Origin of the sequence: Sphingosinithalassobacter sp. CS137, from assembly GCF_014334115.1 — a bacterium.
GTDB lineage: Bacteria > Pseudomonadota > Alphaproteobacteria > Sphingomonadales > Sphingomonadaceae > Sphingomonas.
On the sequence record NZ_CP060494.1, the window covers coordinates 2,002,107 to 2,023,885 of the forward strand.

Sequence of the window (21,779 nt, forward strand, 5' to 3'; positions counted from 1 at the left end):
ATCAGAACCGCCGCCAAAGCGCGCCGGCGCCCCAGCCGAACAGGACCGAAAGGGTCACCGCTGCGAGGCCGTACAGCAGCGAGGATCGCTCGGCGGCACGCGCGACGAAGCGTTCGAACCCGGACTTGCGGATTTCGATCGGCCGCACCGCAGCGGCCAGCACGCGGCCGTCGCGGATCAGGAAGGTTTCCGCAGTGAATCGCCCGACCGGCACACGCGCCGGGATCGAAATACGCGCGCGGTACAGCACGTCGTCGGTGATCTCCACTGCGCCCGGCGCTTCGTAATAGAGGCCCTTGCTCCGCATCAGCGAGACCAGCCCGGCATCGAAGCGGCGCTGCGCCTCGGGAATTGCACCGGAGGCAGGCGAAAGCTGCAGGCTGTCGAGCCCGAGCTCGTAGATGGCGCGTGTGCGATCGTCGACCAGCGTGTCGATCGGCTCGGACGAGGCGATTGCATAGAAGGACGGGGCCGAGCGATAGCGCATGCTTTCGGCGTTCACCCAGATGCCGGCGACTTGCTCCTTCTCGCGCACCAGGATCGACTGCACCGGCCCCTTCACCACCACGACGATCTCGGCGGGTTCTTCGTCCGGTCCCGGTGCCCGGCCACCGGGGTAGACGATCGCGCCGAACAGCAGCAGCTCGGCACCGGTGAAGGAATAGACGATCTCGATCTCGCGCTGCGACACGTCCGGCACCAGCACCGGCTTCGTCGCACCGCCGAGCAGCAGCGCCGGCAGGAGCAGGAACAGGGCGCGGCCGATCATCCAGCCAGCTCAATGGTGAAGATTTCGTCGGGTCGCCACACCAGCCCCAGCAGCATGCGCGACGCGACCACCAGCACCATCACCGCAAGCGCAAAGCGGAGATATTCGGGCTTGGCCTTTTGCGCGAAGCGGGCGCCGAGCTGTGCCCCCACCACCGATCCGATCAGCAACAGCACGGCGAGCACGATATCCACCGCCTTGGTGGTGGTGGCGTGCACCAGCGTCGCCGCCGCCGTTACGAACAGGATCTGGAACAGCGACGTGCCGACGACCACCGTCGCGCCCATGCCGAGCAGATAGAGCATCGCCGGCACCAGGATGAAGCCGCCGCCGACGCCGAGCAGAATGGTGAGAATGCCGGTGAAGAAGCCCAGGATGAGCGGCGCCAGCGGCGAGATGTAGAGCCCCGAGCGATAGAAGCGCCAGCGCAGCGGCAGCGCCGCGACCAGCGGATGATGCCGGCGGCGGCGCGGACGCGCGGGGCCGCCGGCGCGCACCGCACGAATACTCCGCAGCGATTCGGACAGCATCAGCCCGCCGATCGATCCGAGCAGCACGACATAGAGGACGCCGATCGTGGTATCGATCTGGCCGCTCGCCTGAAGCAGGGTGAAGAGCCAGGCGCCGGCGAAGCTTCCAAGGATCCCGCCGGCGACCAGCACCAGTCCCATCTTCATGTCGACGCCATTGCGGCGCAGATGCGCGAAAACGCCGGACACGCTCGCACCCGTCACCTGGCTGGCCGCTGAGGCAGCCGCGACGGTCGGCGGAATGCCATAGACAATGAGCAGCGGGGTAGTGAGAAAGCCCCCGCCCACGCCGAACATTCCGGAGAGCAACCCCACGCCCAGGCCGAAGAACACGATGACGAGCGCGTTCACCGAAAGATTGGCGATGGGAAGATACAGGTCCATGGAAGTGACGCGATACTCGCTCGCGGCGCTCGGCAAAAGCGCAGCCGATCAGAAATCGGCGGCGAGCGTGAGAGTCGCCCCCGATCCGGGTTGCGCATCGCCGGCGACGCGCTGGCGCCAGTCGAGCGCGACTCGCATTGGGGAACCGCCGGTGTCCACGCCCAGAATGGCGCTGGGGCCCAGGTCGAGCCGCGCCGCGTCGCGCTGGGCAGCACCCCAGACTCCTCCGCCGAGCGCCAGACGAAAGTTCGATCGCTGCGCGACGGTGCGCGTGATCCGGATTGCGCCATCGGCATAGGGTTCGATCCGCGTGCGGGCGACTGCGCCTGCCTGGCCATAGGCTTCCAGGCGAAACTCGTGCTCGATCCGCCGGTCGATGCCTGCGATCAGCCCCAGCGCGGGACCGCTGACGCCCCCCGGCTCGAGCGCGATGCGCTGCTCCGCGGCGAGCCGCACCGGCAGCTCGCTCGGCTGCCACTCGAGGCCAAGCGCCGCCTCACGTCCGCGCCCTTCCAGCGGCGCCGTCACGCGCGCGACGGCAGCGAGCCGGGCGCGCGGTGCGAGCCCATAGGCAAGGCGCACGCCGGCCTGACCGCCGCCGAGCTGAGCTCCGCCAGGCGCTTGCGCGAGGCCGCCTGCGCCGCGTGCGACCAGCCAGGCGCTGCCCGACCAGCGGGCGCGGAGCGGTGGAAGCGGAAACGGGAGCGGCGCCTCCTGCGATGGAGGCGGCGAAACGCTGGCTGTTGCGACGCTTCCGACCGGCACGGGAGATCCATATTGGATCAGGCCGAGCAAGGCGAACTGGACACGCACCGGATCCCGCGCACGCCGAGCCGCGGATGCGCGAGGAGGTGCGAACGCCCGTAGCCTCGCCGGCGCCACTGCGCTGCTCCGATCGGTCGCCGTTGCGGCGCGCATGTCGGGGCTCGGCTTCGGTTCGGGCCCGGTCTGGGGGATGGCCACAGCGGCAGCCAATGGAATGCTCTGCCGCACGGCTTCTGGAAGCGAGCCGGTGTGAGGCCAGAGCAACAGAATGCGGGCGGCGATCCATAGGACGGCGATTGCGGCGAGAAACCGGAGGGGCCGCCCGCGCCCCTTCATCGTGCGATGCTCTCTGGCAAGTCCGGAAACTGGTGGTGTGTCTTCTCCCATTTCAGGGCGCCGCCCGCCAGCATCGAAAGATAGAGAAGAACGGCTCGGCGGGCCGCGAAAAGCGCCACCATGTTGGACACGAGCACGCGCGGCAACGAACGGGCTGCCTCGGCGGCGCCATAGGCACGCCAGACGAATGCGGCGCGGATCAGCGCCCGCCACGCGAGCAGCGCCGCATTGGCGAGAAGCAGCGCATGCATGGCTGAGGCAAGCGCAGGCGCCTGCGTGCCGGTTGTCACGTGGAGGACAAGCGAAGCCCCCCAGGCGACGAGCGCGCAATAGGCGACCGCCAGGACAGGCATTGCGAGCGTCGCTCGGCGATCGCGCATCCGCATCCAGTGATCGGCGATGTGGCGCGGCTCGGCCCAACCGATCCGGTCCCATCCGGCGAATGCGATGCCCGTCATCCACCGTGCCTTCTGCCGAACCGCCGCGCCGAATCTCGCCGGGAAATATGCCCGGACTGCCACCGGCCAGCCGCCGGGGCACTCGGCGACGCGCGCGATCGCTGTCCGTCCGCCCATTGCGCTCACCGTCAGGCCGAGCTCATAATCCTCGGTGAGGCTCGACGCGTCGAAGGGGGCGCCGTCGCGCAAGTCGGCGATCCGCCCAAGCATATCGCGGCGAATGGCACAGCCGACACCCGCGAAGGGCATGCCGGCGCCCAGCGTCTGCCGCACGACGAGCTGCTTGCCATGCGCTTCAGCGAACTCGTCGCAATAATGGCCCGAGACCCAGCGCGACGCCGGGTGCGGAAGCGGCAGCACCGGAAGCTGCACTGCGGCATGCTGTTCGAGCATGTGGGCGAACACCCGAAACTCCTGCGGATGCACCACATCCTCCGCATCGTGCAGCGCAACCGCGGCAAAGCGCGTCGCCTCCGCCATTTCGTCGCGCAACAGCGCCCGCCACAGCGTGTTCAGGCAGTCGGCCTTCGTGGTGGGGCCGGGGTCGGGGCCGATCACCAGCCGGACGCGGGCATCCGATGCCGCGATCCGAACGACTGCTGCGATCGTGGCGGGATCATTGGGATAGGTCCCCACATAAATTCGGTACGCCGGATAGTCGAAGCGCTCGAGCGCCGTCCGCAGCATCGGCTCGATCACTGCCGACTCGTCCCAAGCGGGCACGAACAACGCGATCTGCGGCGGCTCCGCCGGCAGCGGAATGTCCGCGAGGCTCGGCCGAGGCGCCGCGCCGGCGCCGAGGCGGCCGCGCAGTGCTCGCCACCCATAGATCGCATCGACAAGCAGATCGTCGAGCCCGCCGATCAGAAACCAGATCGATGCGAACAGCGTCGCCTCGCGCGCGGCGCCATCCACCAGCAGCACCAGAATCGATCCGTTCTGCACCCGAACTCCCCCGATTCGGTTCGAACATCATCAATGCAGCAGTAGCTTCGATCAAGGGCCGCCACGCGATGTGCGCAATCGTCGCTGGACTCGCTTGCCGACGGCCCGGTACTTTGTTGCTCGCCTTTGGGGGGAAGGGTGCATGCGACTCGGTGCTCGGATCGCGCTTCTGGCGCTTGTGCTCACGCCACTGGGTGCCGATACGGCGTTCGGCGATTCGCGGCCGCAGGTGGTGCTCGCCACGCCCGGCATCGGCGACGGATCGATCGAGCGATTCACGGTGCGGTTCGACGAGGCGATGGTGCCGCTCGGCGACCCTCGGGCGCAGGGGCCGTTCACTGTCGAATGCCCTGTCGGAGGCGAAGGTCGCTGGGTCGATCAGCGCACTTTCGTTCACGAATTCGCCGATCCGCTGCCCGGCGGCGTCACCTGCACCTTCGCGCTTCGCGAGGGTCTGAAAAGCCTCGCCGGCTATGCCGTCACCGGCCAGAGCCGGTTCACCGTGGACAGCGGCGGGCCGATCGCGCGCGCCGTGCTGCCCACCCGCTGGGGCGGCAAGGTCGAGGAGGATCAGGTCTTCCTAGTCGCCGCGAACATGCCCGCCGATCGCGCTTCGGTGGCCGCGAACGCGTATTGCGCGGTCGACGGCATCGGCGAGCGCATCCCCGTCGAGGTGCTCGACGCGCGTGTACCCGCGCGGCTGATCGATGAACTCGGCACCGATCGCTGGGAAGTGCGCAGCTTTCTCGAAGAGGCTGGTCTGCCGCAGGCGCTCCCCGAAGGCGACGAGGCACGCGCACAGGCCACGCGCACGATCACTGCGCTCAAATGCGGCCGGCCGCTGCCGCCGGGGCGCGACGTGGCACTCGTCTGGGATGCGGACATCGCCGCCGCCTCTGGCCGCAGGGCGGGCGCCGACGAGCGGTTCGACTATGAAGTGCGCACGCCCTTCACCGCGCGGTTCGAATGTTCGCGCGTGAACGCCCAGGCGGGATGCAATCCGATCGAGGAGGCGCACGTCCGCTTCTCCGCTCCGGTCGCGCGCGACAAGGCGGCGGCGGTCCGCCTGCGCCTTGCCGACGGGCGCGAGATCGCGCCGACGCTGTCCGACGAGGACCAGCGCAACCAGACGCTCGAGTCGGTCGGGTTCGATGCGCCGCTTCCCGCCGACACGAACGCGCAGCTGATCCTGCCGGCTGACCTTGCCGACGAGAGCGGTCGGCCGCTCGCCAATGCCGAGCGTTTCCCGCTCGAAATCCGCATCGACGAGGCGCCGCCGCTGGTGAAGTTCGCCGCGCCCTTCGGCATCCTCGAGGCGCAGGAGGGCGGTGTGCTGCCCGTCACCGTGCGCAACGTCGAACCGGCGCTTCAGGGCGCACAGCGCGCGGTGACCGGTGAGAAGCTGCGAGTTGACGCCAGCGACGGAGAGATCGCGCAATGGCTGCGGACGCTCGACGAAGCCGACAACTACCGCAGCGAGACAGTGACGCGCGGCGGCGAACCGGTGCGGATCAACCGCACCGGCGACCGGCCGGTGCTGATGGGCGATGATTCGGGCGCGAGCAGCTTCAACGTCACGCTGCCCGGCGGCGGTCGGACGTTCGAAGTCGTCGGCATCCCGCTCAGCGAGCCGGGTTTCTATGTCGTCGAGCTGGCCAGTCCCCGCCTCGGCCAGGCGCTGCTCGGGCGCGAAGCGACACGCTATGTCTCGGCTGGCGCGCTCGTCACCAATATGGCGGTGCATTTCAAATGGGGCCGTGCGGGCTCGCTCGTCTGGGTGACCGCGCTCGACAGCGGCCGTGGCGTCGATGCGGCCGAAGTGCGCGTCACCGACAGCTGCACCGGGCGATTGCTCGCGCGCGGAACCACCGATGTCTCCGGCCGGCTCGCCGTTCCGCCGGGCCTTCCCGAACCGGAAACCTGGGGTAATTGCGACAGCGCGGGCGCGCATCCGCTGATGGTGTCGGCGCGCAAGGCGAACGACATGAGCTTCACGCTCACCGACTGGGGCGAGGGCATCCGCCCCTACGACTTCGATCTACCCTATGGCTGGACCCCGCCGGAGACGATCTTCCACACCGTGTTCGACCGTGCGCTCGTGCGCCAGGGCGAGACGGTGCACATGAAGCATATCGTGCGCGAGCCGATCGCGAGCGGCTTCGCCGCATCGCCGGCATTCTCCGGCACGCTGCATCTTTCGCACCGCGGATCGGACACGCAGTTCGAGATTCCGCTGACGATCGGGGAGAACGGCACCGGCGAGACTCAATGGTCGGCACCGCGCGGCGCGCCGCTCGGCGACTATGATCTCCGCGTTGAGGCGGGCGATCGGTCGATCTGGACGGGGCAGTCGATCCGACTCGATGAATATCGCCTCCCGACCATGTATGCCACCGTCACTGGGCCCGAAACGGCCGCGGTGAAACCAGGGTCGCTGCCGCTGGACCTGTTCGTCGGCTATCTGTCGGGCGGCGGCGCCGCCAACATGCCGGTCGAAGTGCGCGTCGGCTATTTCGAAGGAGTCGGCACGCCGTCGGGCTATGAGAGCTTCAGTTTCGGCGGACGCGAGCTCCGCGAAGGCACCCGGCCGATGGACGGCGAGGGCGACGACCGGACCGATACGCTGCCGCCCACTCAGACGCTGCCCGTGACTCTAGGCCGCGACGGTACTGTACGAACCAGCATCGACGTGCCCCAGTCGCTCGATCAGGACACGGCGATGCTCGTCGAGCTCGACTATCAGGATGCGAACGGCGAAGTGCTGACTGCCTCGCGCCGCATCCCGATCTACGCCTCGGCCGTGCGGCTCGGCATCAAGACCGACGGCTGGCTGATGTCCGAAGACGATCTGCGCCTCAAGCTCGTCGCGCTCGACACCGAGGGGAAGCCGATCGCCAATCAGCGGGTGCGGGTCGACCTCTACAGCCGCGAAATCCTCACAGCGCGGCGGCGGCTGATCGGCGGCTTCTACGCCTACGACAATCAGATGCGTACGACCAAGCTGTCGCCGCGCTGCACCGCGACCACCGACGAACTCGGCTATGCCGAATGCAGCATCGATCCCGGGATTTCGGGGGAAGTCTATGCTGTGGCCTCGACCACCGACTCCGCCGGAAATGTCGCGCGGGCGAGCCAGTCGGTGTGGCTCGCGGGCGAGGACGAATGGTGGTTCGGCGGCGACAATGGCGACCGGATGGATGTGCTTCCCGAAAAGCCCGAATATGCCGCGGGGGAGACGGCGCGGTTCCAGGTGCGCATGCCGTTCCGCGAAGCGACAGCGCTGGTGACGGTGGAGCGCGAAGGCGTGCTTTCCAGCTTCGTCGTCGGGCTGGAGGGCTCGAATCCGGTGATCGAAGTGCCGATGCCCGGCGACTATGCGCCCGACGTCTATGTCTCGGTGCTGGCGGTGCGCGGTCGCGTCGACGGCTGGTCGCTGTGGACGGCGGATGTGGCGCGCCAATTAGGCCTGCCCTTCTTCCGCCGCGATGCCTCCAAGCCGACCGCGACGGTGGATCTCGCAAAGCCCGCCTATCGCCTCGGCATCGCGCGCGTGCGCGTCGGCTGGGAAGGGCATCGGCTCGATGTCGACGTGCGGGCGGACAAGCAGAGCTACGCCGCACGCGAGACCGCGACTGTGGACCTGCACGTCGTCAATCCCGACGGCAGCGCCGCCGGCGAGGCCGATGTCGCCTTCGTGGCGGTCGACGAGGCGCTGCTCCAGCTCGCGCCCAATCCCAGCTGGGAGGTGCTCGAAGCGATGATGGGCGAGCGGCCGCTCTCGGTGCTGACATCGACCGCGCAGATGCAGGTGGTGGGCAAGCGCCACTATGGCCGCAAGGCAGTCGAGGCGGGCGGCGGCGGCGGGACGGGCGACTTGTCCGGGCTCAACCGCGAGAATTTCGAGCCGGTGCTGCTGTGGCGTGGCCAGGTGGATCTGGACGAATCGGGTCGTGCGAAGGTGCAGGTGCCGCTGAACGACGCGCTCACTGCGTTCAGGCTGGTCGCGATCGCCGCCAACGGCAGCCAGCTGTTCGGCACCGGGCAGACGACGGTGCGCACCCAGCAGGATCTCAGCATCTTCGCCGGAGTGCCGCAGCTGGTGCGCAGCGGCGATCGCTTTGCCGCGGCGTTCACGCTGCGCAACGGCTCCGACCGGCCGATGCGCGTGACTGCCGAAGTCGAACTGAGCCCGCGGATCGCCACCGGCAATCCGCTGACCGTCGATGTGCCGGCTGGCGGCGCGGTGCCCGTCGCGTGGAATCTCGATGCGCCCAATGCCGAGGGCACGCTGACCTGGAACGTGCGTGCCCGCTCGACGGACGGCGCGACCGACCAGATCACCGTGACTCAGGACGTGAGACACGCCGTACCGACCGAAACCTGGGCCGCAACGCTTGTGCGCGTCGGAGATGGCACTAGCATCACCATCCGGCCGCCGGCCGGCGCGCTGCCCGGGCGGGGAAATGTCTTCGTTCGGCTCGCCGACTCGCTGTCGCCGCCGCTCGAAGGGGTGCGTGGCTATATGTCCCGCTATCCCTACGAGTGTTTCGAGCAGCGGCTGTCGAAGGCGGTCGTGCTTGGTGACGTCGGCGGCTGGAACCAGCTGGCGGGCGAAATGCCGGCGTTCCTTGATGACGAGGGTCTGCTGCGCTATTTCGCGATCCAGTCGCTGCCCGGATCGGAAGCACTCACCGCCTATGTGCTGGCGATGGCCGCCGAGGCCGGGCTGCCGCTGCCGCAGGGGCCCCGCGAGCGGATGCTTGAGGCGATGAAGGCAGTGCTCGACGGGCGGCTGCGCAACGAGGATCAGGGCGACGTGCGCCTCCAGCGAGTCGCGGCCTTCGCGGCGCTCGCGCGCCATGGCGTCGCCACTCCCGCGATGCTCGGCCAGCTTGGCATCGGCCCCGCCGACATGCCGACCTCGTCGCTCGCGGACTATCTGTCGGCGCTGGGCCGCGTTCAGGGGCTGGCGAACGGCGCCGAGCTGCGCGCGCAGGCCGAGCGGGTGCTGCGCACGCGGCTGGTCTACGAGGGGACGCGCATCGACATCAGCGACAAGGGCGAGATGCCATGGTGGCTGATGGCGTCCGACGACGAAGCCGCGATCAAGGCGCTGGTCGCCACGCTCGGCAGGCCAGGATGGGAAGAGGATTCGGCCAGGATGATGGTCGGCGTGTCGCTGCGTCAGCAGCGGGGCCATTGGGATACGACCCCCGCCAATGCCTGGGGCGCGGTCGCCGCGCGCAAGTTCGATCGGATGTACCCGGCCAATGCAGTCCCCGGCACGACCACGGCGACGCTCGCGGGGGCGACGGTCTCGCGCGCCTGGCCGCTCGTCGAGCCGCGCCGCGAATTCAGCTTCCCATTGCCTGCCGCCGCCGCGCCGCTGCGCGTTGTGCACAGCGGCGGCGCTGGGCCCTGGGCGACGGTGCAGGTGCGTGCCGCGGTGCCGCTCGCCGAGCCGGTGAACGCCGGCTATCGCCTAAGCCGTCAGGTCAGCGTCGTGCAGGCGGCGACTCCGGGAACGCTCCGTCGCGGCGACGTCGTCAAGGTGACGATCACGGTGGAGGCGTCTGCGGCGCGCAACTGGGTCGTGATCGACGATCCGGTTCCCGCCGGGGCACAGGTGCTGGGCGGTCTTGGCAATCAGTCGCAGATCCTCGGCGCCGAGGCGGGAAGCGGGGAGGGTGTGCAGCCGAGCTATGTCGAGCGCGATCGCGACGCGTGGCGGGCCTATTTCCGCTGGATGCCGCGTGGCAGCGTCACTGTCTCCTATGTCGTGCGGCTCAACACCGCCGGGCGGTTCCATTTGCCGCCGACTCGAGTCGAGGCGCTTTATTCGCCGGAGATCTTCGCCGCCGTCCCCAACCAGCCGGTCACCGTGACGCAGCGGTGACGACGAGCGATCCCCGGCGGCACGGGTTTGCGTCGAGCCTGTCGATCGGCGCCGCCGTGGTGCGGGGGCTGCGCCGGAGCTTCGCCGATCGCGGCTGGCGCGGCCGTGTCACGCCGCATCGGCTGATCGGGGCGGCCGGCGCGCTGTTCCTAGGCCTGTTCGCCGCTTTCTGGTGGATCACGCTCCCGCCGCCGCTGCCCGGTTTCGCAGTCGTGCGGGCCGGCTGGCAGCCTTCGGAGGCCTGGCTATACGATCGCAACGGTCGGCTGCTCGACAGCAGCCGAGTCGATTTCGCCGCACGCCGGCTCACCTGGACGCCGCTGGCGGAGATTTCGCCCGCCGCGCGCTCGGTTCTGACCGCGGCGGAAGATCGGCGGTTCGAACGCCATGGTGGCGTCGATTGGTGGGCGCTCGGCGGCGCGCTCCGCGACCGAGTGGAGGGCAGGCGCGTTCGCGGCGCCAGCACGCTGTCGATGCAGGTCGCGGCCTATCTTTCGCCTGCGCTCGCGGCGCCCGGCTCGCGCAGCTTTTGGGACAAGTTGCGCCAGATGCGCGCCGGCGACGCGCTCGACGGTCATTGGACCAAGGATCAGATCCTCGAGGCCTATCTCAATCTCGCCGGGTTCCGCGGCGAAGCGCAGGGGATCGGCGCTGCCGCGCTCAGCCTGTTCGGCAAGACGCCCGCCGCGCTGAGCCGCGACGATGCGCTGCTGCTCGCCGCGCTGCTGCCAAACCCCAGCGCCGGTGCAGGCGAAGTCGCCCGTCGCGCCTGCGCGCTTTCGCAAGAGAGTGATTGCGCCCGGTTCTCCGGCGCGGCGGCGTCGATGCTCGGCCCCGCCCGGAGTCTTCAGCTCGATCCCGGCCTTGCTCCGCATCTCGCCGATCGCATGCTGATCGAGCCGGGCCTCAGGATCGAATCCACGCTCGATCTGCGCGTCCAGCAGATCGCGATCACGGCGCTTCGTCGCCAGCTGCAGGGACTGGGGGGCACCCGCGCGCGCGACGGCGCAGTCATCGTCGTCGACAATGAAAGCGGCGATGTGCTCGCCTATGTCGGCGGCATCGGCGGTGCTTCGACGGCACCGGCGGTCGATGGCGCCAGCAGCTATCGGCAGGCCGGATCGACGCTCAAGCCGTTCCTGTACGCAATGGCGATCGAGCGGGGATATCTGACGCCCGCGTCGATCCTCGACGATTCGCCGGTTCAGCTCGACACGGCCTCCGGTCTCTACGTCCCCCAGAATTACGACCGCGCGTTCAAGGGCCCGGTCTCTGCCCGCAATGCGCTGGCCGGCTCGCTCAACGTGCCTGCGGTGCGCACGCTGCTGCTCACCGGTGTCGATGCCTTTCGCGACCGGCTCTGGGATACCGGCTATCGCGGGATCACTGAAGACGGGCAATATTACGGCTTCTCGCTGGCGCTGGGCTCTGCGGAAGTGACGTTGATGGAGCAGGTCGCCGCGTTTCGCAGCATCGCCCGCGGCGGGCTCTGGTCGCCGCTCCGGCTGACCACCCAATCCGAAGCGGCCGAGCCGCGCAGGGTCCTCTCCTCGCAAGCGGCATGGATCGTCGCGGACATGCTCGCCGATCCCAATGCCCGCGCCGTCACCTTCGGGCTCGATTCGGCGCTTCGCCTGCCGTTCTGGGCCGCCGCCAAGACAGGAACGTCCAAAGCGATGCGCGACAACTGGTGCATCGGCTTTTCGGATCGATTCACCGTCGGGGTCTGGGTGGGCAATCTGGAAGGCGATCCGATGCGCGCGGTTTCGGGGACCAGCGGCGCGGCCCCGGTCTGGCGGGACGTGATGCTCGCCATCCATGCCGGTCGCCCGGGCCGGCCACCGCCGCGCCCACCGGGGATCGAGGAACAGCTTACGCGCTTCGCGGGCAATCTGGAACAGCCGCGCCGCGAGTATTTCCTCGCCGGCACCGGCCTCGCCACTGTGTCGCTCGCGCCGCAGACGGCGCGGCGGCCGCGGATCGTCACTCCGGTCACCGGCAGTGTCTATGCGCTCGATCCGGATATCCCACCCGATCGGCAGCGGCTTTCGGTAGCAGTCACTGGCGAAGTCGCCGGCCACCGGCTGCAGCTCGACGGGCGCGACCTGGCGGCGGCCGATTCGCAGCCCCTGATCGTCACTGCCCCGGGCCGTCACCGGCTACGGCTGCTCGATCTGCGCGGCGATGTGGTCGATCAGGTTCTTTTCACGATCCGCTGACGCGAGGTGCCGAACCAATCGCCGGGCCGCGCGTTGCGCCTGGTGGTCCTACCCCTTTCGGGACTGGTGCCGAGGGGCACCGGCCGCGCCGAAATGCGCATCGGCGCGGCCGAACCCCGCAATCACCAATAGAAGTTGTTGTAGACCCGCACCACGATTCCCCGGCGGACATCCACCAGCAGCAGATCGTCATAATGGCGAACGTACCGCTGGAAACGTCCGGCGGGCGGCAGGCGATAGCGCCACGGGTCGTTCACGGCAAAGCGCGGGCCGAAGAACATCGAATTGATCCGGATGCCGGGCCGGAACCGCTGATAGCGGAACGGCGCTCGCCAATGGCCGCGCGCAAAGACGCGGCGATTCTCGTTGCGATAGCGGCGCCAGTCATGGTCGCCCCAGCGTCGTTCGCGATAGTCGCGTCGATCCTCGCGATATTCGCGCCGCGCCTCGCGCAGATCCCGCCGCTCGCGGCGGATGTCGCGCCGGTCGCCATAGCGGCGCGCTTCGCGCAGGTCGCGGCGCTCCTGACGGATTTCGCGTCGGTCCTGACGCAGCTCGCGGGCCGACTGCGCGTTGGCAACGCTCGGCACCGTCGCGACCGGAATGGCGACGGCAGCGATCAACGCTGCGGAAATCAGTTTCTTCATGTCCATCTCCTCTGCGGCTTCCGGCGCCGCTCCGCATGAAGCGAAGCGGCCGCCGACAGGAGCCGGTATGGAGAAGGGCGGCTGAACTCGCCGGGAATGGCCCGGTAATCGCAGCGAAAGCTAGGTTAAGGGCCCGAAGGTCCTCCGGTGCCCGGAGCGCCGACCGTGCCGATGTTGCCGAACAGATCCTCGAAGAAGCCCGATTCGCGGCCGAGCGTCGGCGTCTTGCGGTTGGAGGGGTCGATCGATGCGATCAGCTCTTCGCCGGTCCGGTCGATCGCCGTCACGTTCCCCGCGTCGTCGAATGTCACTCGAAGCGTCACCTGGCGCGTCGGCTCGGGCGTGTTGAACGCCAGATACTTCGTATCGCGCGCGACATAATACCAGGTGCGGTCGGAAAACTGGCCGCTCAGCGTCGGATTCCCGAGCGTCTGCAGCACCGATTCGCGGTTGTCGACGCCCGGCTGGATCGAGTTCACCAGATCCGCGTCGATCACATAGCCCTGGTGGCTCCGCAAAGGCGCACAGGCCGATGCCGCCACCGCGAGAGCCGCCACGAGCAGGGGTGCGCGCAGGGAAGACACCGACATTCCATTCTCCACTCAGGATCGAACGCAACACGCGGATGCATTGCATCACGTACCATTCCCCTCAATATGCGGGAGAGCGTCGCCAAACAAGGAGGCGACGGCGATACGGGAAAAGGACATGCAGTTGCTTCAGCGCTTCCTCGCACGCGATCGCAGCGAGGGCGCGGTGCTTTATGCGGCGATCGTCGCTCGCGGCCGTGACCCGCACTGGTATCGCAAGGGCGGAGTGCCCGACACGCTCGATGGACGGTTCGATATGATCGCATCGGTGCTGGCGATGGTATTGCTGCGCCTCGAAGGCGACCCGGCCGGCGTGAGCCTCTCCACCGCGCTTGCCGAGCGCTTCATTGACGACATGGACGGTCAGCTGCGCGAGATCGGCATCGGCGACCTTGTGGTGGGCAAGCACATCGGCAAGATGATGGGGATGCTGGGCGGCCGTCTCGGCGCCTATCGCGCCGCGTTCGCGGAAGGCGCCCTCGGGCCGGCGCTCGGCCGCAATCTCTATCGCAGCGCGGAGCCGCAGCCCGAGGCTCTGGCGCATGTCGAGGCCGCGCTGACTCGCTTTCGCGAGGAATTGAACGGGTTTTCCGCCAAGCAGCTCGCCGCCGGGAAGCTTCCGGAGTGACGCCGGAATTCTCCCGCCCGCATCGGCTCGACAGGATCGGGGCCGGTGAGAGCACGGTCGCCGTCGAAGCGACCGCGGACGAACGCGCCGCGCTCGCCCGACGGTTCGGGCTCGTCGCGCTCGATCGGATCGCGGCGACCTATGCGCTGCGCCGTGACTCAGCCGGGGTCCATGCGCGCGGGCGCCTTTCCGCTGCCGCGACTCAAGCGTGCGTCGCGACCGGCGTGCCGCTGCCGGTGACGGTGGACGAGGAGTTCGAACTGCGCTTCCTGCCCGAGCCGGAGACCGAAGCCGAAGAGATCGAGCTCGATGCGGGCGCATGCGATACGGTCTTTTACGCCGGCGGGACGATCGATCTGGGCGAGGCGGCCGCCGAGACGCTGGTGCTGGCGCTTGACCCCTTTCCGCGTAGCTCCGAAGCGGCGCAGGCGCTGAAGGAGGCCGGCGTGCTGAGCGAGGAAGAAGCAGGGCCCTTCGGCGCGCTGGCCGAGCTCAAGGAAAAGCTGAAGCGCGGCGGCTGAACGGCCGCGCCGGAGCGCCTATTTCCCGGTGGCCAGGCCGCGCGCGAGCATCGCCGCTACCGTGTCGGCGACTTCCTCCGGCGATGCGTCCTCGCTCCACACGCCATAGCGCAGGCCGAGAAACACGTTCATTCCCATGATCGCCCAGGCGTGCACCTCGCCGACCTCGGGGATCACTTCGCCGCGCGCCGCGGCCGCTTCGAGCCGCGCGCGGATGCGCTCGGCGGTCGTCGTGTAATGCGCGCGGAAGCTCTCGGGATCGACGAATTCGGCCTCGTCGATGATCCGATAGATCTCCTTGTGCTGCCGCACGAACCGCATGAAGTGCAGCAAGCCGGCGCGCTCGGCATCGATCTGGTGCGGAGCGGCACGCAGCGCGGGCGCCACATGCTCGCGCACCTGGTTCGACATGTCGCGGACTAGCGCCCGGAACACGGCGTCCTTCGAATCGAAATAGGTGTAGAAGCTGCCCAGCGCGACGCCGGCTCGCCGCGTGATTCCGCTCACCGAGCCTTCGTGGAATCCCTTCTCGCCGAACTCCTCCGCCGCCGCATCCAGGATCGCGCGCAGCGTACGGCGACCGCGCGCCGTGCGCGGTTCCTTGCCGGCGCTCGCCGCTTCGGCCGGCATTGTGGCCGCGATGCCACGCTCCGTCCCCATTTCAGCCCCTCTCCCCGATCCAAGTTGAAACCCGGTTCAGGTTTCAGTATAGCTCCCGGCAAGTGCTTACAACCCGTGCCGTCGAAGCCGGGGATAACTGTCTTGGGGAGGGAGCTTTTCCGATGAGTCACCGTCTGTCGTCCGTTCGTCCGCTGCTGTTCGCGGGCGCCGCCTTCGCCACGCTGGCGGCAGCGTCCGCCTCTGCGCAATCGGTCGAGGAGCCGGTCGTCGGCGCCGTCGACACGCAGATCGCCGAAAGCGACGAGATCGTCGTCGTGGCCCGCCGCCGCGAGGAGCGGCTGATCGATGTCCCGCTCGCCGTCACGGCGATTTCGGACGAGGATCTGGCGAAGCTCCAGGCGGTCGATCTCAGCGGCATCCAGGGCACGGTTCCCAACCTCAATCTGGTGCAGGGCCGCGGCTCGGCGTCGAACGCCAACATCTTCATCCGCGGCATCGGCCAGCCGGACGCGCTGCAGACCTTCGATCCGGCGGTCGGCGTCTATGTCGACGGCGTCTATATCAGCCGCATCAACGGCGCGCTGTTCAACCTTTTCGACGTAGAGCGGGTCGAAGTGCTGCGCGGCCCGCAGGGGACGCTCTATGGCAAGAACTCGACGGGCGGCGCCGTCAACATCGTCTCGCGCAAGCCGAGCGTTACCGATCTGACCGCCGCAGGCAGCGTCACCTATGGCAGCTACGATCAGCTGCTGGTGAACGGCTATGTCTCCGCGCCGCTGGTCGACGGGACGGTCGGCCTCAGCCTTGCCGGCGTGTATGACCAGCGCGACGGCCTGGTCACCGATCCGGTCGACGGACGCGAGTATAACGACCGCGACACGATCGCCGGCCGCGCCATCCTGCGCGCGCTGCCCAGCGACAGCATCGAGCTGCTGCTGAGCGCGGACTACACCCGCCAGCGCCCGGAGCCCACCGTCGGCTATGCGACCGCGCCGCTGCTCGCCACCAGCTTCACCACCGGCGTGCGCGTGCTGAGCCCCGCCTACCCCTATGGTGAGTATGATTATCGCGCCCGCACTTCGCTCGCTCCGGGCCAGGGGCAGGAGCTCGATCACTGGGGCGTGAACCTCACCGCGAACATCGATCTGAGCGACAGCTTCACGGTCACGTCGATCAGCGCCTACCGCGATCTGGTGAGCGAAGCCTATATCGACATCGACGCGACCGAGTTCGAGCTGGGCGACGTGTTCGTCGGGATCGATCAGTATCAGTTCAGCCAGGAACTGCAGCTCAAGTACAGCTCCGACCGGCTGAACGGCGTGTTCGGCCTCTACTATCTCTACGAGAAGGTGACGTCGCACCAGGAGGCCTATGCCGACGATCTGTTCGAGCTGACGCCGACGGTCGGATACACCTTCACGCGCTTCATCGACGACGATCAGCGGCTCAACAGCTATGCCGCCTATGGCCAGCTGACCTATGATCTGACCGACCAGTTCAGCGTGACCGGCGGCCTGCGCTACACCAAGGAAGAGAAGCGGTATGACCGCTACACCGTCACTGCGTCGAACCTGGCGCTGCTGAACGGCCTGAGCTTCCGCTTCCCGGACGATCTGCCGGCGCCCTACAACGCCACCAACGAAGCGACGTTCGATGCGTGGACGCCCAGCGTCACGCTTTCCTACAAGCCCACGCGCGACACGCTCCTCTATGTTTCCGCCTCGCGCGGCTTCAAGTCGGGCGGCTTCAACGGCCGCGTCAACAGCCTGAACGACGTCACCGAAGTGGTGGACGGCGTCACCACCATCCGGCCCTATTTCGAGCCGGAAACGGTGTGGACCTATGAAGGCGGCGCCAAGGGCCGCTTCCTCGACGGCCGAGTGAACCTGTCCGGCGCGGTATTCTATTCCGACTATCGCGACTTCCAGGCGCGTGTGGGCGCCGGCAACAACACCGGCACCGGCGGCGCGCTGCCCGTGCTCAATGCCGGCAAGCTGCGCATCTGGGGCTTCGAGTTCGAAGCCGATGTGCGCCCCGTCCCCGAATGGTCGGTGCGCACCTCGTTCGGATACCTCAATGCCGATTATCTCGAGTTCGACGATGCGCGGCGTGCGCCCGCCTCGGCCTTCTCGTGCAATCCCACCGGGAACGAGATCGTGTGCGAACCCGCCTTCGCGCCGCCGATCACTCTGTCGTTCGCGACCGACTATACGATCGATCTCGGCAATGCCGGCGGCATCACCTTCGGCGGCGACCTGCGCTTCGTCGACAAGCATTATCTGTCGATCGACAACCGCCCCGGGCTGACCGAGGACGGCTATGAGCTGGCCAATGCCTTCGTCCAGTACACGACCGAGGATGGGCGTTTCTATCTGCGCGGCGGCGTCAAGAACCTGACCGACAGCCTGTACAAGACCGACGGCCAGGAATTCTCCAGCGTCGGCAACATCCAGACCGCCTATTACGGCGATCCGCGCACCTGGAGCATCACGGCGGGTTTCCGCTTCTGATCGCGACGGCTCCGCGCTGAAACTCGGGAAGCCGGGCGTTCCTCGAACGTCCGGCTTCTTTTCTGCGGCACACACCGATAGGAAGGATGCCATGACGTCCGCGACCGCCACCACTCCGCCCGCCACGCGCGGCTATCGCAACGTCGTGCTGGCGATGCTGCTGCTGGTCTATACGTTCAATTTCCTCGACCGGCAGATCCTCGGCATCCTGGTCGAGCCGATCAAGGCCGACCTCGGGCTCGACGATACGCAGATGGGCATGTTGGGCGGAATCGCCTTCGCCATGCTTTATTCGGTGCTCGGCGTGCCGCTCGCGCTGATCGCGGACCGCACCAGCCGCAGCTGGGTCATCACCATCAGCCTCACCGTGTGGAGCGGCTTCACGGCGCTGTGCGGCCTGGCGACCAGCTTCTGGCAGCTGTTCTTCTTCCGGCTCGGCGTCGGTGTCGGCGAAGCGGGTGGCGTCGCCCCAAGCTATGCGATCATTGCCGATTACTACCCGCCGGAAAGCCGCTCGCGTGCGCTGGCGATCTATTCGCTCGGCATTCCCGTGGGTCTCGCGCTCGGGGCGATCCTGGGCGGCTATATCGCCGCCGCGGTCGATTGGCGCATGGCGTTCATCGTGGTCGGCATTCTTGGAGTTCTGATCGCGCCGATCTTCCGCCTGGTGGTACGTGAACCGATTCGCGGGATGAGCGATCCAGTGAGCGCGTCGCCCCCCGCCGAACGTGCGCCGCTCGCCACCGTGTTCCCGATCCTCGCGCGCAAGCCCAGTTTCTGGCTGCTGGCGTTCGGCGCCGCTTCGAGTTCGCTGTGCGGCTATGGCCTCGCTTTCTGGACGCCCGCGCTGCTGATGCGCAGCTTCGGCTTCGATCTGCTCGGCGCGTCGCAGTTCATGGGGTCGCTGCTGCTCATCGGCGGTACGCTGGGCGTCTTCATGGGCGGCTGGCTCGCCGATCGGCTCGGCACGCGCGATCGGGGCAATTATGCGAGGCTCCCAGCCATCGCCTTTCTGATCACGCTGCCGCTCTTCGCTGCGGGATTCTGGTCGACATCGCCGATCATGGCCTGGTTCTTCCTGGTCATTCCGAACGGGCTCAACATTCTGTGGCTCGGCCCGGTGACGACCGCGATCCAGAATCTGGTTCCCTCGCACATGCGCGCGACTGCCTCGGCAAGCTTCCTTCTGATCAACAATCTGATCGGGTTGGGGGCGGGCTCCTGGGTGATGGGCGCGATGTCCGACTCGATGGCCGCGCAGTTCGGCAATGAGTCGCTGCGCTATTCGATGATCGCGGCGCTCGGCTTCTACGCGCTCGCCTCAGTGCTGATGTTCCTGGCGGTGCGGACGCTGCGGCGGGACTGGGTGGAAGGCTGATCCGGCTCGGCGCGCGCGCTCGCGAGAGACCGAACGGCGGCGTTTCAACCTACGTAGCTTACCGAGTCGTTAAGCTACCGAATCGCGCCGGAGGGGAGCGGGGCCCATATCGGCGCCGTGGCCGAGAGCATTGTTCTACGGCAACCAGGCCGGGCGACCTTCCCCCCTTTCGGTCGCCCGGCCTCCCTCACCGCTCGCGGGTCGCCGCGAAGGTGATTTTCGGATAGCGATCGGCGATATAGCCGACTTCCCACGCGCTCTTCGCAAGGAACACCGGATTGCCGTCGCGATCCTTCGCCATCGCGCTGCGGTTGAGGTCGGCGAATTCCTTCAGTGCTGCCGGCTCGCCCGAAACCCAGCGCGCCGTCTCGAACGGCGCCATTTCCAGCCCGGCGGCAACCTTATACTCCGCGTCGAGCCGCGAGAGCAGCACGTCGAGCTGCAGCTGCCCGACCACGCCGATGATCCAGTTCGATCCGATCTCGGGATAGAAGACCTGAGTCACGCCTTCCTCGGCCATGTCGTCCAGCGCCTTGCGCAGCTGCTTGGTCTTGGTCGGGTCCTTCAGCGCTACGCGGCGCAGAATCTCCGGCGCGAAATTGGGTAGTCCGGTGAAGCGCACGGTCGCCTTTTCCGACAGCGTGTCGCCCACGCGCAGCGTGCCGTGGTTCGGAATGCCGATGATGTCGCCCGGAAAGGCCTCGTCCGCCAGCTCGCGCTCGCGGGCGAAGAACAGGATCGGCGAATGGATCGCGATCGGCTTGCCATGGCCCGAGGGCGTCAGCTTCATGCCCCGCTTGAACGTCCCCGAGCACAGCCGCATGAATGCGATCCGGTCGCGGTGGTTCGGGTCCATGTTCGCCTGCACCTTGAACACGAATCCGGTCACTTCGTCGCGGCTCGGCTCGACCGCGGCGGGCTCGGCCGGCTGCGCGCGCGGCGGCGGCGCATGTTCGGCCAGCGCCGCGATCAGCGCGTCGACGCCGAACTCCTTGAGCGCCGATCCGAAGAACACCGGCGTGAGATCGCCGTTGCGATACGCCGCGCCGTCGAAATCGGCATAGCCCGCCAGCGCCAGCTCGGCGTCCTCGCGCAGCTTGGCGAGATTGTCGGCCGAAATCAGCGCGTCGAGCTGCGGATCGTCGAGTCCGCTGGTCTGCACCACCTTGCCCTGGAATTCGCGGCTCGGCCCTTCGGGCAGCAGCAGCTTGTTCGTGCGCAGGTCGAAGATCCCCTCGAACGTGCCGCCCATGCCTACCGGCCAGGTCATCGGCGCCACATCGAGCTGGAGCAGGTCGGCGACCTCGTCCAGCGTCTCGAACACCTCGCGGCCCTCGCGGTCGCATTTGTTGACGAAGGTGATGATCGGCACGTTGCGGAGTCGGCAGACCTCGAACAGCTTGCGTGTCTGGCTCTCGATGCCCTTGGCGACGTCAATCACCATCACCGCCGAATCGACCGCCGTCAGCGTGCGATAGGTGTCCTCGCTGAAATCCTCATGGCCCGGCGTGTCGAGCAGGTTGAAGGTCACGCCGTCGCGTTCGAACGTCATCACCGACGACGTGACCGAAATGCCGCGCTGCTGCTCGATCTTCATCCAGTCGGAACGCGCGCGGCGCGCCTGGCCGCGCGCCTTCACTTCACCGGCAAGGTGGATCGCGCCGCCGAACAGCAGCAGCTTTTCGGTCAGCGTCGTCTTGCCGGCGTCGGGATGCGAGATGATCGCGAAGGTGCGGCGATCCTGGGGTGTGCTCATCGCGCGCGCTCTAGCGGCTGGCGCCGAACCCGTCGAGTGCGGCGCCGCGCCGGCTCACTCTTCCCGGTGTACGGCGAAGCCCTGGAACGACTGATTCACCGGCATCAGCTCGAGCCGGTTGATGTTGAGATGCGGCGGCAGCGTCGCGACCCACAGGATCGTCTCGGCGATATCCTCCGCCGTCATCGGGTTCGCCCGGGCGTAGAGCGTGTCCGAGGCCTCGCGCGATCCGCCGGTGCGCACCATGGTGAACTCGGTTTCGACCATGCCCGGTTCGATCGAGGTCACGCGGACGCCGGTGCCGTGCAGGTCGGCGCGCAGCGCGAGGCTGAAATGGTTTACGAACGCCTTGCTGCCGGCATAGACGTTGCCGCCGGGATAGATGTAGCTCCCCGCCACCGAGCCTAGGTTCACGATCGCGCCCTTGCGCGCGATCAGCCCGGGCAGCAGCTTGCGCGTGATCGCCACGAATGCCGACACGTTGGTGTCGATCATCGTCTGCCAATCGTCGAGCGAGGACTCCTGCGCTGGTGCGGTGCCGAGCGCGAGGCCGGCATTGTTCACCAGCAGATCGATCTCCCGAAACGCCTCGGGTAGCGCCGCCATGGCCGAATCGAACGCCGCGCCGTCGCGCACGTCGAACTGGGCGCCGTGGAAGGAATCGCCCAGCTCGGCCTTCAGTGCGTCGAGACGCTCGGCCCGGCGCCCGGTGCCGATAACGTGCCACCCGGCGTCGACAAGCGCGCGCGCGGTGGCTTCGCCGATGCCGGCGGTCGCGCCTGTGACGAGTGCGGTTGGCATGGGCTTTCTCCTGTTGCTGATCTGA

15 protein-coding genes are annotated in these 21,779 nt (G+C 67.9%); 6 read left to right on the top strand and 9 right to left on the bottom strand.

The annotated features are described in order from the left end of the window. Position 1: 1 nt before the first annotated feature. The 4 genes from H7V21_RS09925 to H7V21_RS09940 all read right to left on the bottom strand — a co-directional run bounded on the left by H7V21_RS09925 (position 2) and on the right by H7V21_RS09940 (position 4,187). A complete protein-coding gene (locus tag H7V21_RS09925) occupies positions 2–769 on the bottom strand; it encodes a TIGR02186 family protein (protein ID WP_188053487.1) in 768 nt (255 codons plus the stop codon). Next, complete coding sequence (locus H7V21_RS09930) at positions 766–1,683, bottom strand: sulfite exporter TauE/SafE family protein (protein WP_188053489.1); 918 nt, start codon at positions 1,681–1,683, stop codon at positions 766–768. The genes H7V21_RS09925 and H7V21_RS09930 overlap by 4 nt, the downstream gene beginning before the upstream one ends. Before the next feature lie 48 nt (positions 1,684–1,731). Then, the gene (locus H7V21_RS09935) at positions 1,732–2,448 is read right to left on the bottom strand and encodes a hypothetical protein (RefSeq protein WP_188053491.1); all 717 of its coding nucleotides are present in this window, start codon (positions 2,446–2,448) and stop codon (positions 1,732–1,734) included. A 332-nt stretch (positions 2,449–2,780) separates the two neighbouring features. Continuing rightward, complete coding sequence (locus H7V21_RS09940) at positions 2,781–4,187, bottom strand: glycosyl transferase family protein (RefSeq protein WP_262503812.1); 1,407 nt, start codon at positions 4,185–4,187, stop codon at positions 2,781–2,783. 142 nt (positions 4,188–4,329) lie between these two features. Here H7V21_RS09940 and H7V21_RS09945 point away from each other — a divergent pair, with 142 nt between their 5' ends. Both H7V21_RS09945 and pbpC read left to right on the top strand, forming a co-directional pair. After that, complete coding sequence (locus tag H7V21_RS09945) at positions 4,330–10,083, top strand: alpha-2-macroglobulin family protein (protein WP_188053493.1); 5,754 nt, start codon at positions 4,330–4,332, stop codon at positions 10,081–10,083. A 122-nt stretch (positions 10,084–10,205) separates the two neighbouring features. Then, positions 10,206–12,302, top strand: a complete 2,097-nt coding sequence (gene pbpC / locus H7V21_RS09950; RefSeq protein WP_188056478.1) for a penicillin-binding protein 1C — start codon at positions 10,206–10,208, stop codon at positions 12,300–12,302. 122 nt (positions 12,303–12,424) lie between these two features. Here pbpC and H7V21_RS09955 read toward each other — a convergent pair whose 3' ends face one another. Together H7V21_RS09955 and H7V21_RS09960 are read right to left on the bottom strand one after the other, a co-directional pair. Then, the gene (locus H7V21_RS09955) at positions 12,425–12,949 is read right to left on the bottom strand and encodes an RcnB family protein (protein WP_188053495.1); all 525 of its coding nucleotides are present in this window, start codon (positions 12,947–12,949) and stop codon (positions 12,425–12,427) included. Positions 12,950–13,074: 125 nt separating this feature from the next. Beyond that, positions 13,075–13,539 carry an outer membrane protein assembly factor BamE gene (locus H7V21_RS09960; protein WP_188053497.1) on the bottom strand — a complete coding sequence of 155 codons (465 nt, stop codon included), beginning with the start codon at positions 13,537–13,539 and terminating at the stop codon, positions 13,075–13,077. A 118-nt stretch (positions 13,540–13,657) separates the two neighbouring features. Between H7V21_RS09960 and H7V21_RS09965 the strand changes: the two genes are divergently transcribed. Together H7V21_RS09965 and H7V21_RS09970 are read left to right on the top strand one after the other, a co-directional pair. Then, positions 13,658–14,167, top strand: coding sequence for a ubiquinol-cytochrome C chaperone family protein (locus tag H7V21_RS09965; RefSeq protein ID WP_188053499.1), 510 nt, complete (start codon positions 13,658–13,660; stop codon positions 14,165–14,167). Further along, entirely contained in the window at positions 14,164–14,688 is a 525-nt protein-coding gene (locus H7V21_RS09970; protein ID WP_188053500.1) for a YceD family protein, read from the top strand. Before H7V21_RS09965 ends, H7V21_RS09970 begins: the two co-directional genes overlap by 4 nt. A gap of 18 nt (positions 14,689–14,706) precedes the next feature. Here the strand turns inward: H7V21_RS09970 and H7V21_RS09975 are convergent, their stop codons facing one another. Continuing rightward, positions 14,707–15,348, bottom strand: a complete 642-nt coding sequence (locus H7V21_RS09975; RefSeq protein WP_188053501.1) for a TetR/AcrR family transcriptional regulator — start codon at positions 15,346–15,348, stop codon at positions 14,707–14,709. Positions 15,349–15,470: 122 nt separating this feature from the next. On the opposite strand from H7V21_RS09975, the gene H7V21_RS09980 reads away from it, so the two are divergent. After that, complete coding sequence (locus H7V21_RS09980; RefSeq protein ID WP_188053502.1) at positions 15,471–17,819, top strand: TonB-dependent receptor; 2,349 nt, start codon at positions 15,471–15,473, stop codon at positions 17,817–17,819. A gap of 91 nt (positions 17,820–17,910) precedes the next feature. Beyond that, positions 17,911–19,197, top strand: a complete 1,287-nt coding sequence (locus tag H7V21_RS09985) for a spinster family MFS transporter (protein WP_188053503.1) — start codon at positions 17,911–17,913, stop codon at positions 19,195–19,197. 187 nt (positions 19,198–19,384) lie between these two features. Here the strand turns inward: H7V21_RS09985 and H7V21_RS09990 are convergent, their stop codons facing one another. Further along, complete coding sequence (locus H7V21_RS09990; RefSeq protein ID WP_188053504.1) at positions 19,385–20,953, bottom strand: peptide chain release factor 3; 1,569 nt, start codon at positions 20,951–20,953, stop codon at positions 19,385–19,387. A gap of 54 nt (positions 20,954–21,007) precedes the next feature. After that, positions 21,008–21,754, bottom strand: coding sequence for an SDR family NAD(P)-dependent oxidoreductase (locus H7V21_RS09995; RefSeq protein WP_188053505.1), 747 nt, complete (start codon positions 21,752–21,754; stop codon positions 21,008–21,010). Between the last annotated feature and the right edge of the window lie 25 nt (positions 21,755–21,779).

What these genes read in the sequence shown, in the direction of transcription:
- H7V21_RS09925 (WP_188053487.1), bottom strand. Translation starts at nt 769, where the DNA reads ATGATCGGCCGCGCCCTGTTCCTGCTCCTGCCGGCGCTGCTGCTCGGC.
- H7V21_RS09930 (WP_188053489.1), bottom strand. Translation starts at nt 1,683, where the DNA reads ATGGACCTGTATCTTCCCATCGCCAATCTTTCGGTGAACGCGCTCGTC.
- H7V21_RS09945 (WP_188053493.1), top strand. Translation starts at nt 4,330, where the DNA reads ATGCGACTCGGTGCTCGGATCGCGCTTCTGGCGCTTGTGCTCACGCCA.
- H7V21_RS09955 (WP_188053495.1), bottom strand. Translation starts at nt 12,949, where the DNA reads ATGAAGAAACTGATTTCCGCAGCGTTGATCGCTGCCGTCGCCATTCCG.
- H7V21_RS09960 (WP_188053497.1), bottom strand. Translation starts at nt 13,539, where the DNA reads ATGTCGGTGTCTTCCCTGCGCGCACCCCTGCTCGTGGCGGCTCTCGCG.
- H7V21_RS09965 (WP_188053499.1), top strand. Translation starts at nt 13,658, where the DNA reads ATGCAGTTGCTTCAGCGCTTCCTCGCACGCGATCGCAGCGAGGGCGCG.
- H7V21_RS09975 (WP_188053501.1), bottom strand. Translation starts at nt 15,348, where the DNA reads ATGGGGACGGAGCGTGGCATCGCGGCCACAATGCCGGCCGAAGCGGCG.
- H7V21_RS09980 (WP_188053502.1), top strand. Translation starts at nt 15,471, where the DNA reads ATGAGTCACCGTCTGTCGTCCGTTCGTCCGCTGCTGTTCGCGGGCGCC.
- H7V21_RS09985 (WP_188053503.1), top strand. Translation starts at nt 17,911, where the DNA reads ATGACGTCCGCGACCGCCACCACTCCGCCCGCCACGCGCGGCTATCGC.
- H7V21_RS09990 (WP_188053504.1), bottom strand. Translation starts at nt 20,953, where the DNA reads ATGAGCACACCCCAGGATCGCCGCACCTTCGCGATCATCTCGCATCCC.
- H7V21_RS09995 (WP_188053505.1), bottom strand. Translation starts at nt 21,754, where the DNA reads ATGCCAACCGCACTCGTCACAGGCGCGACCGCCGGCATCGGCGAAGCC.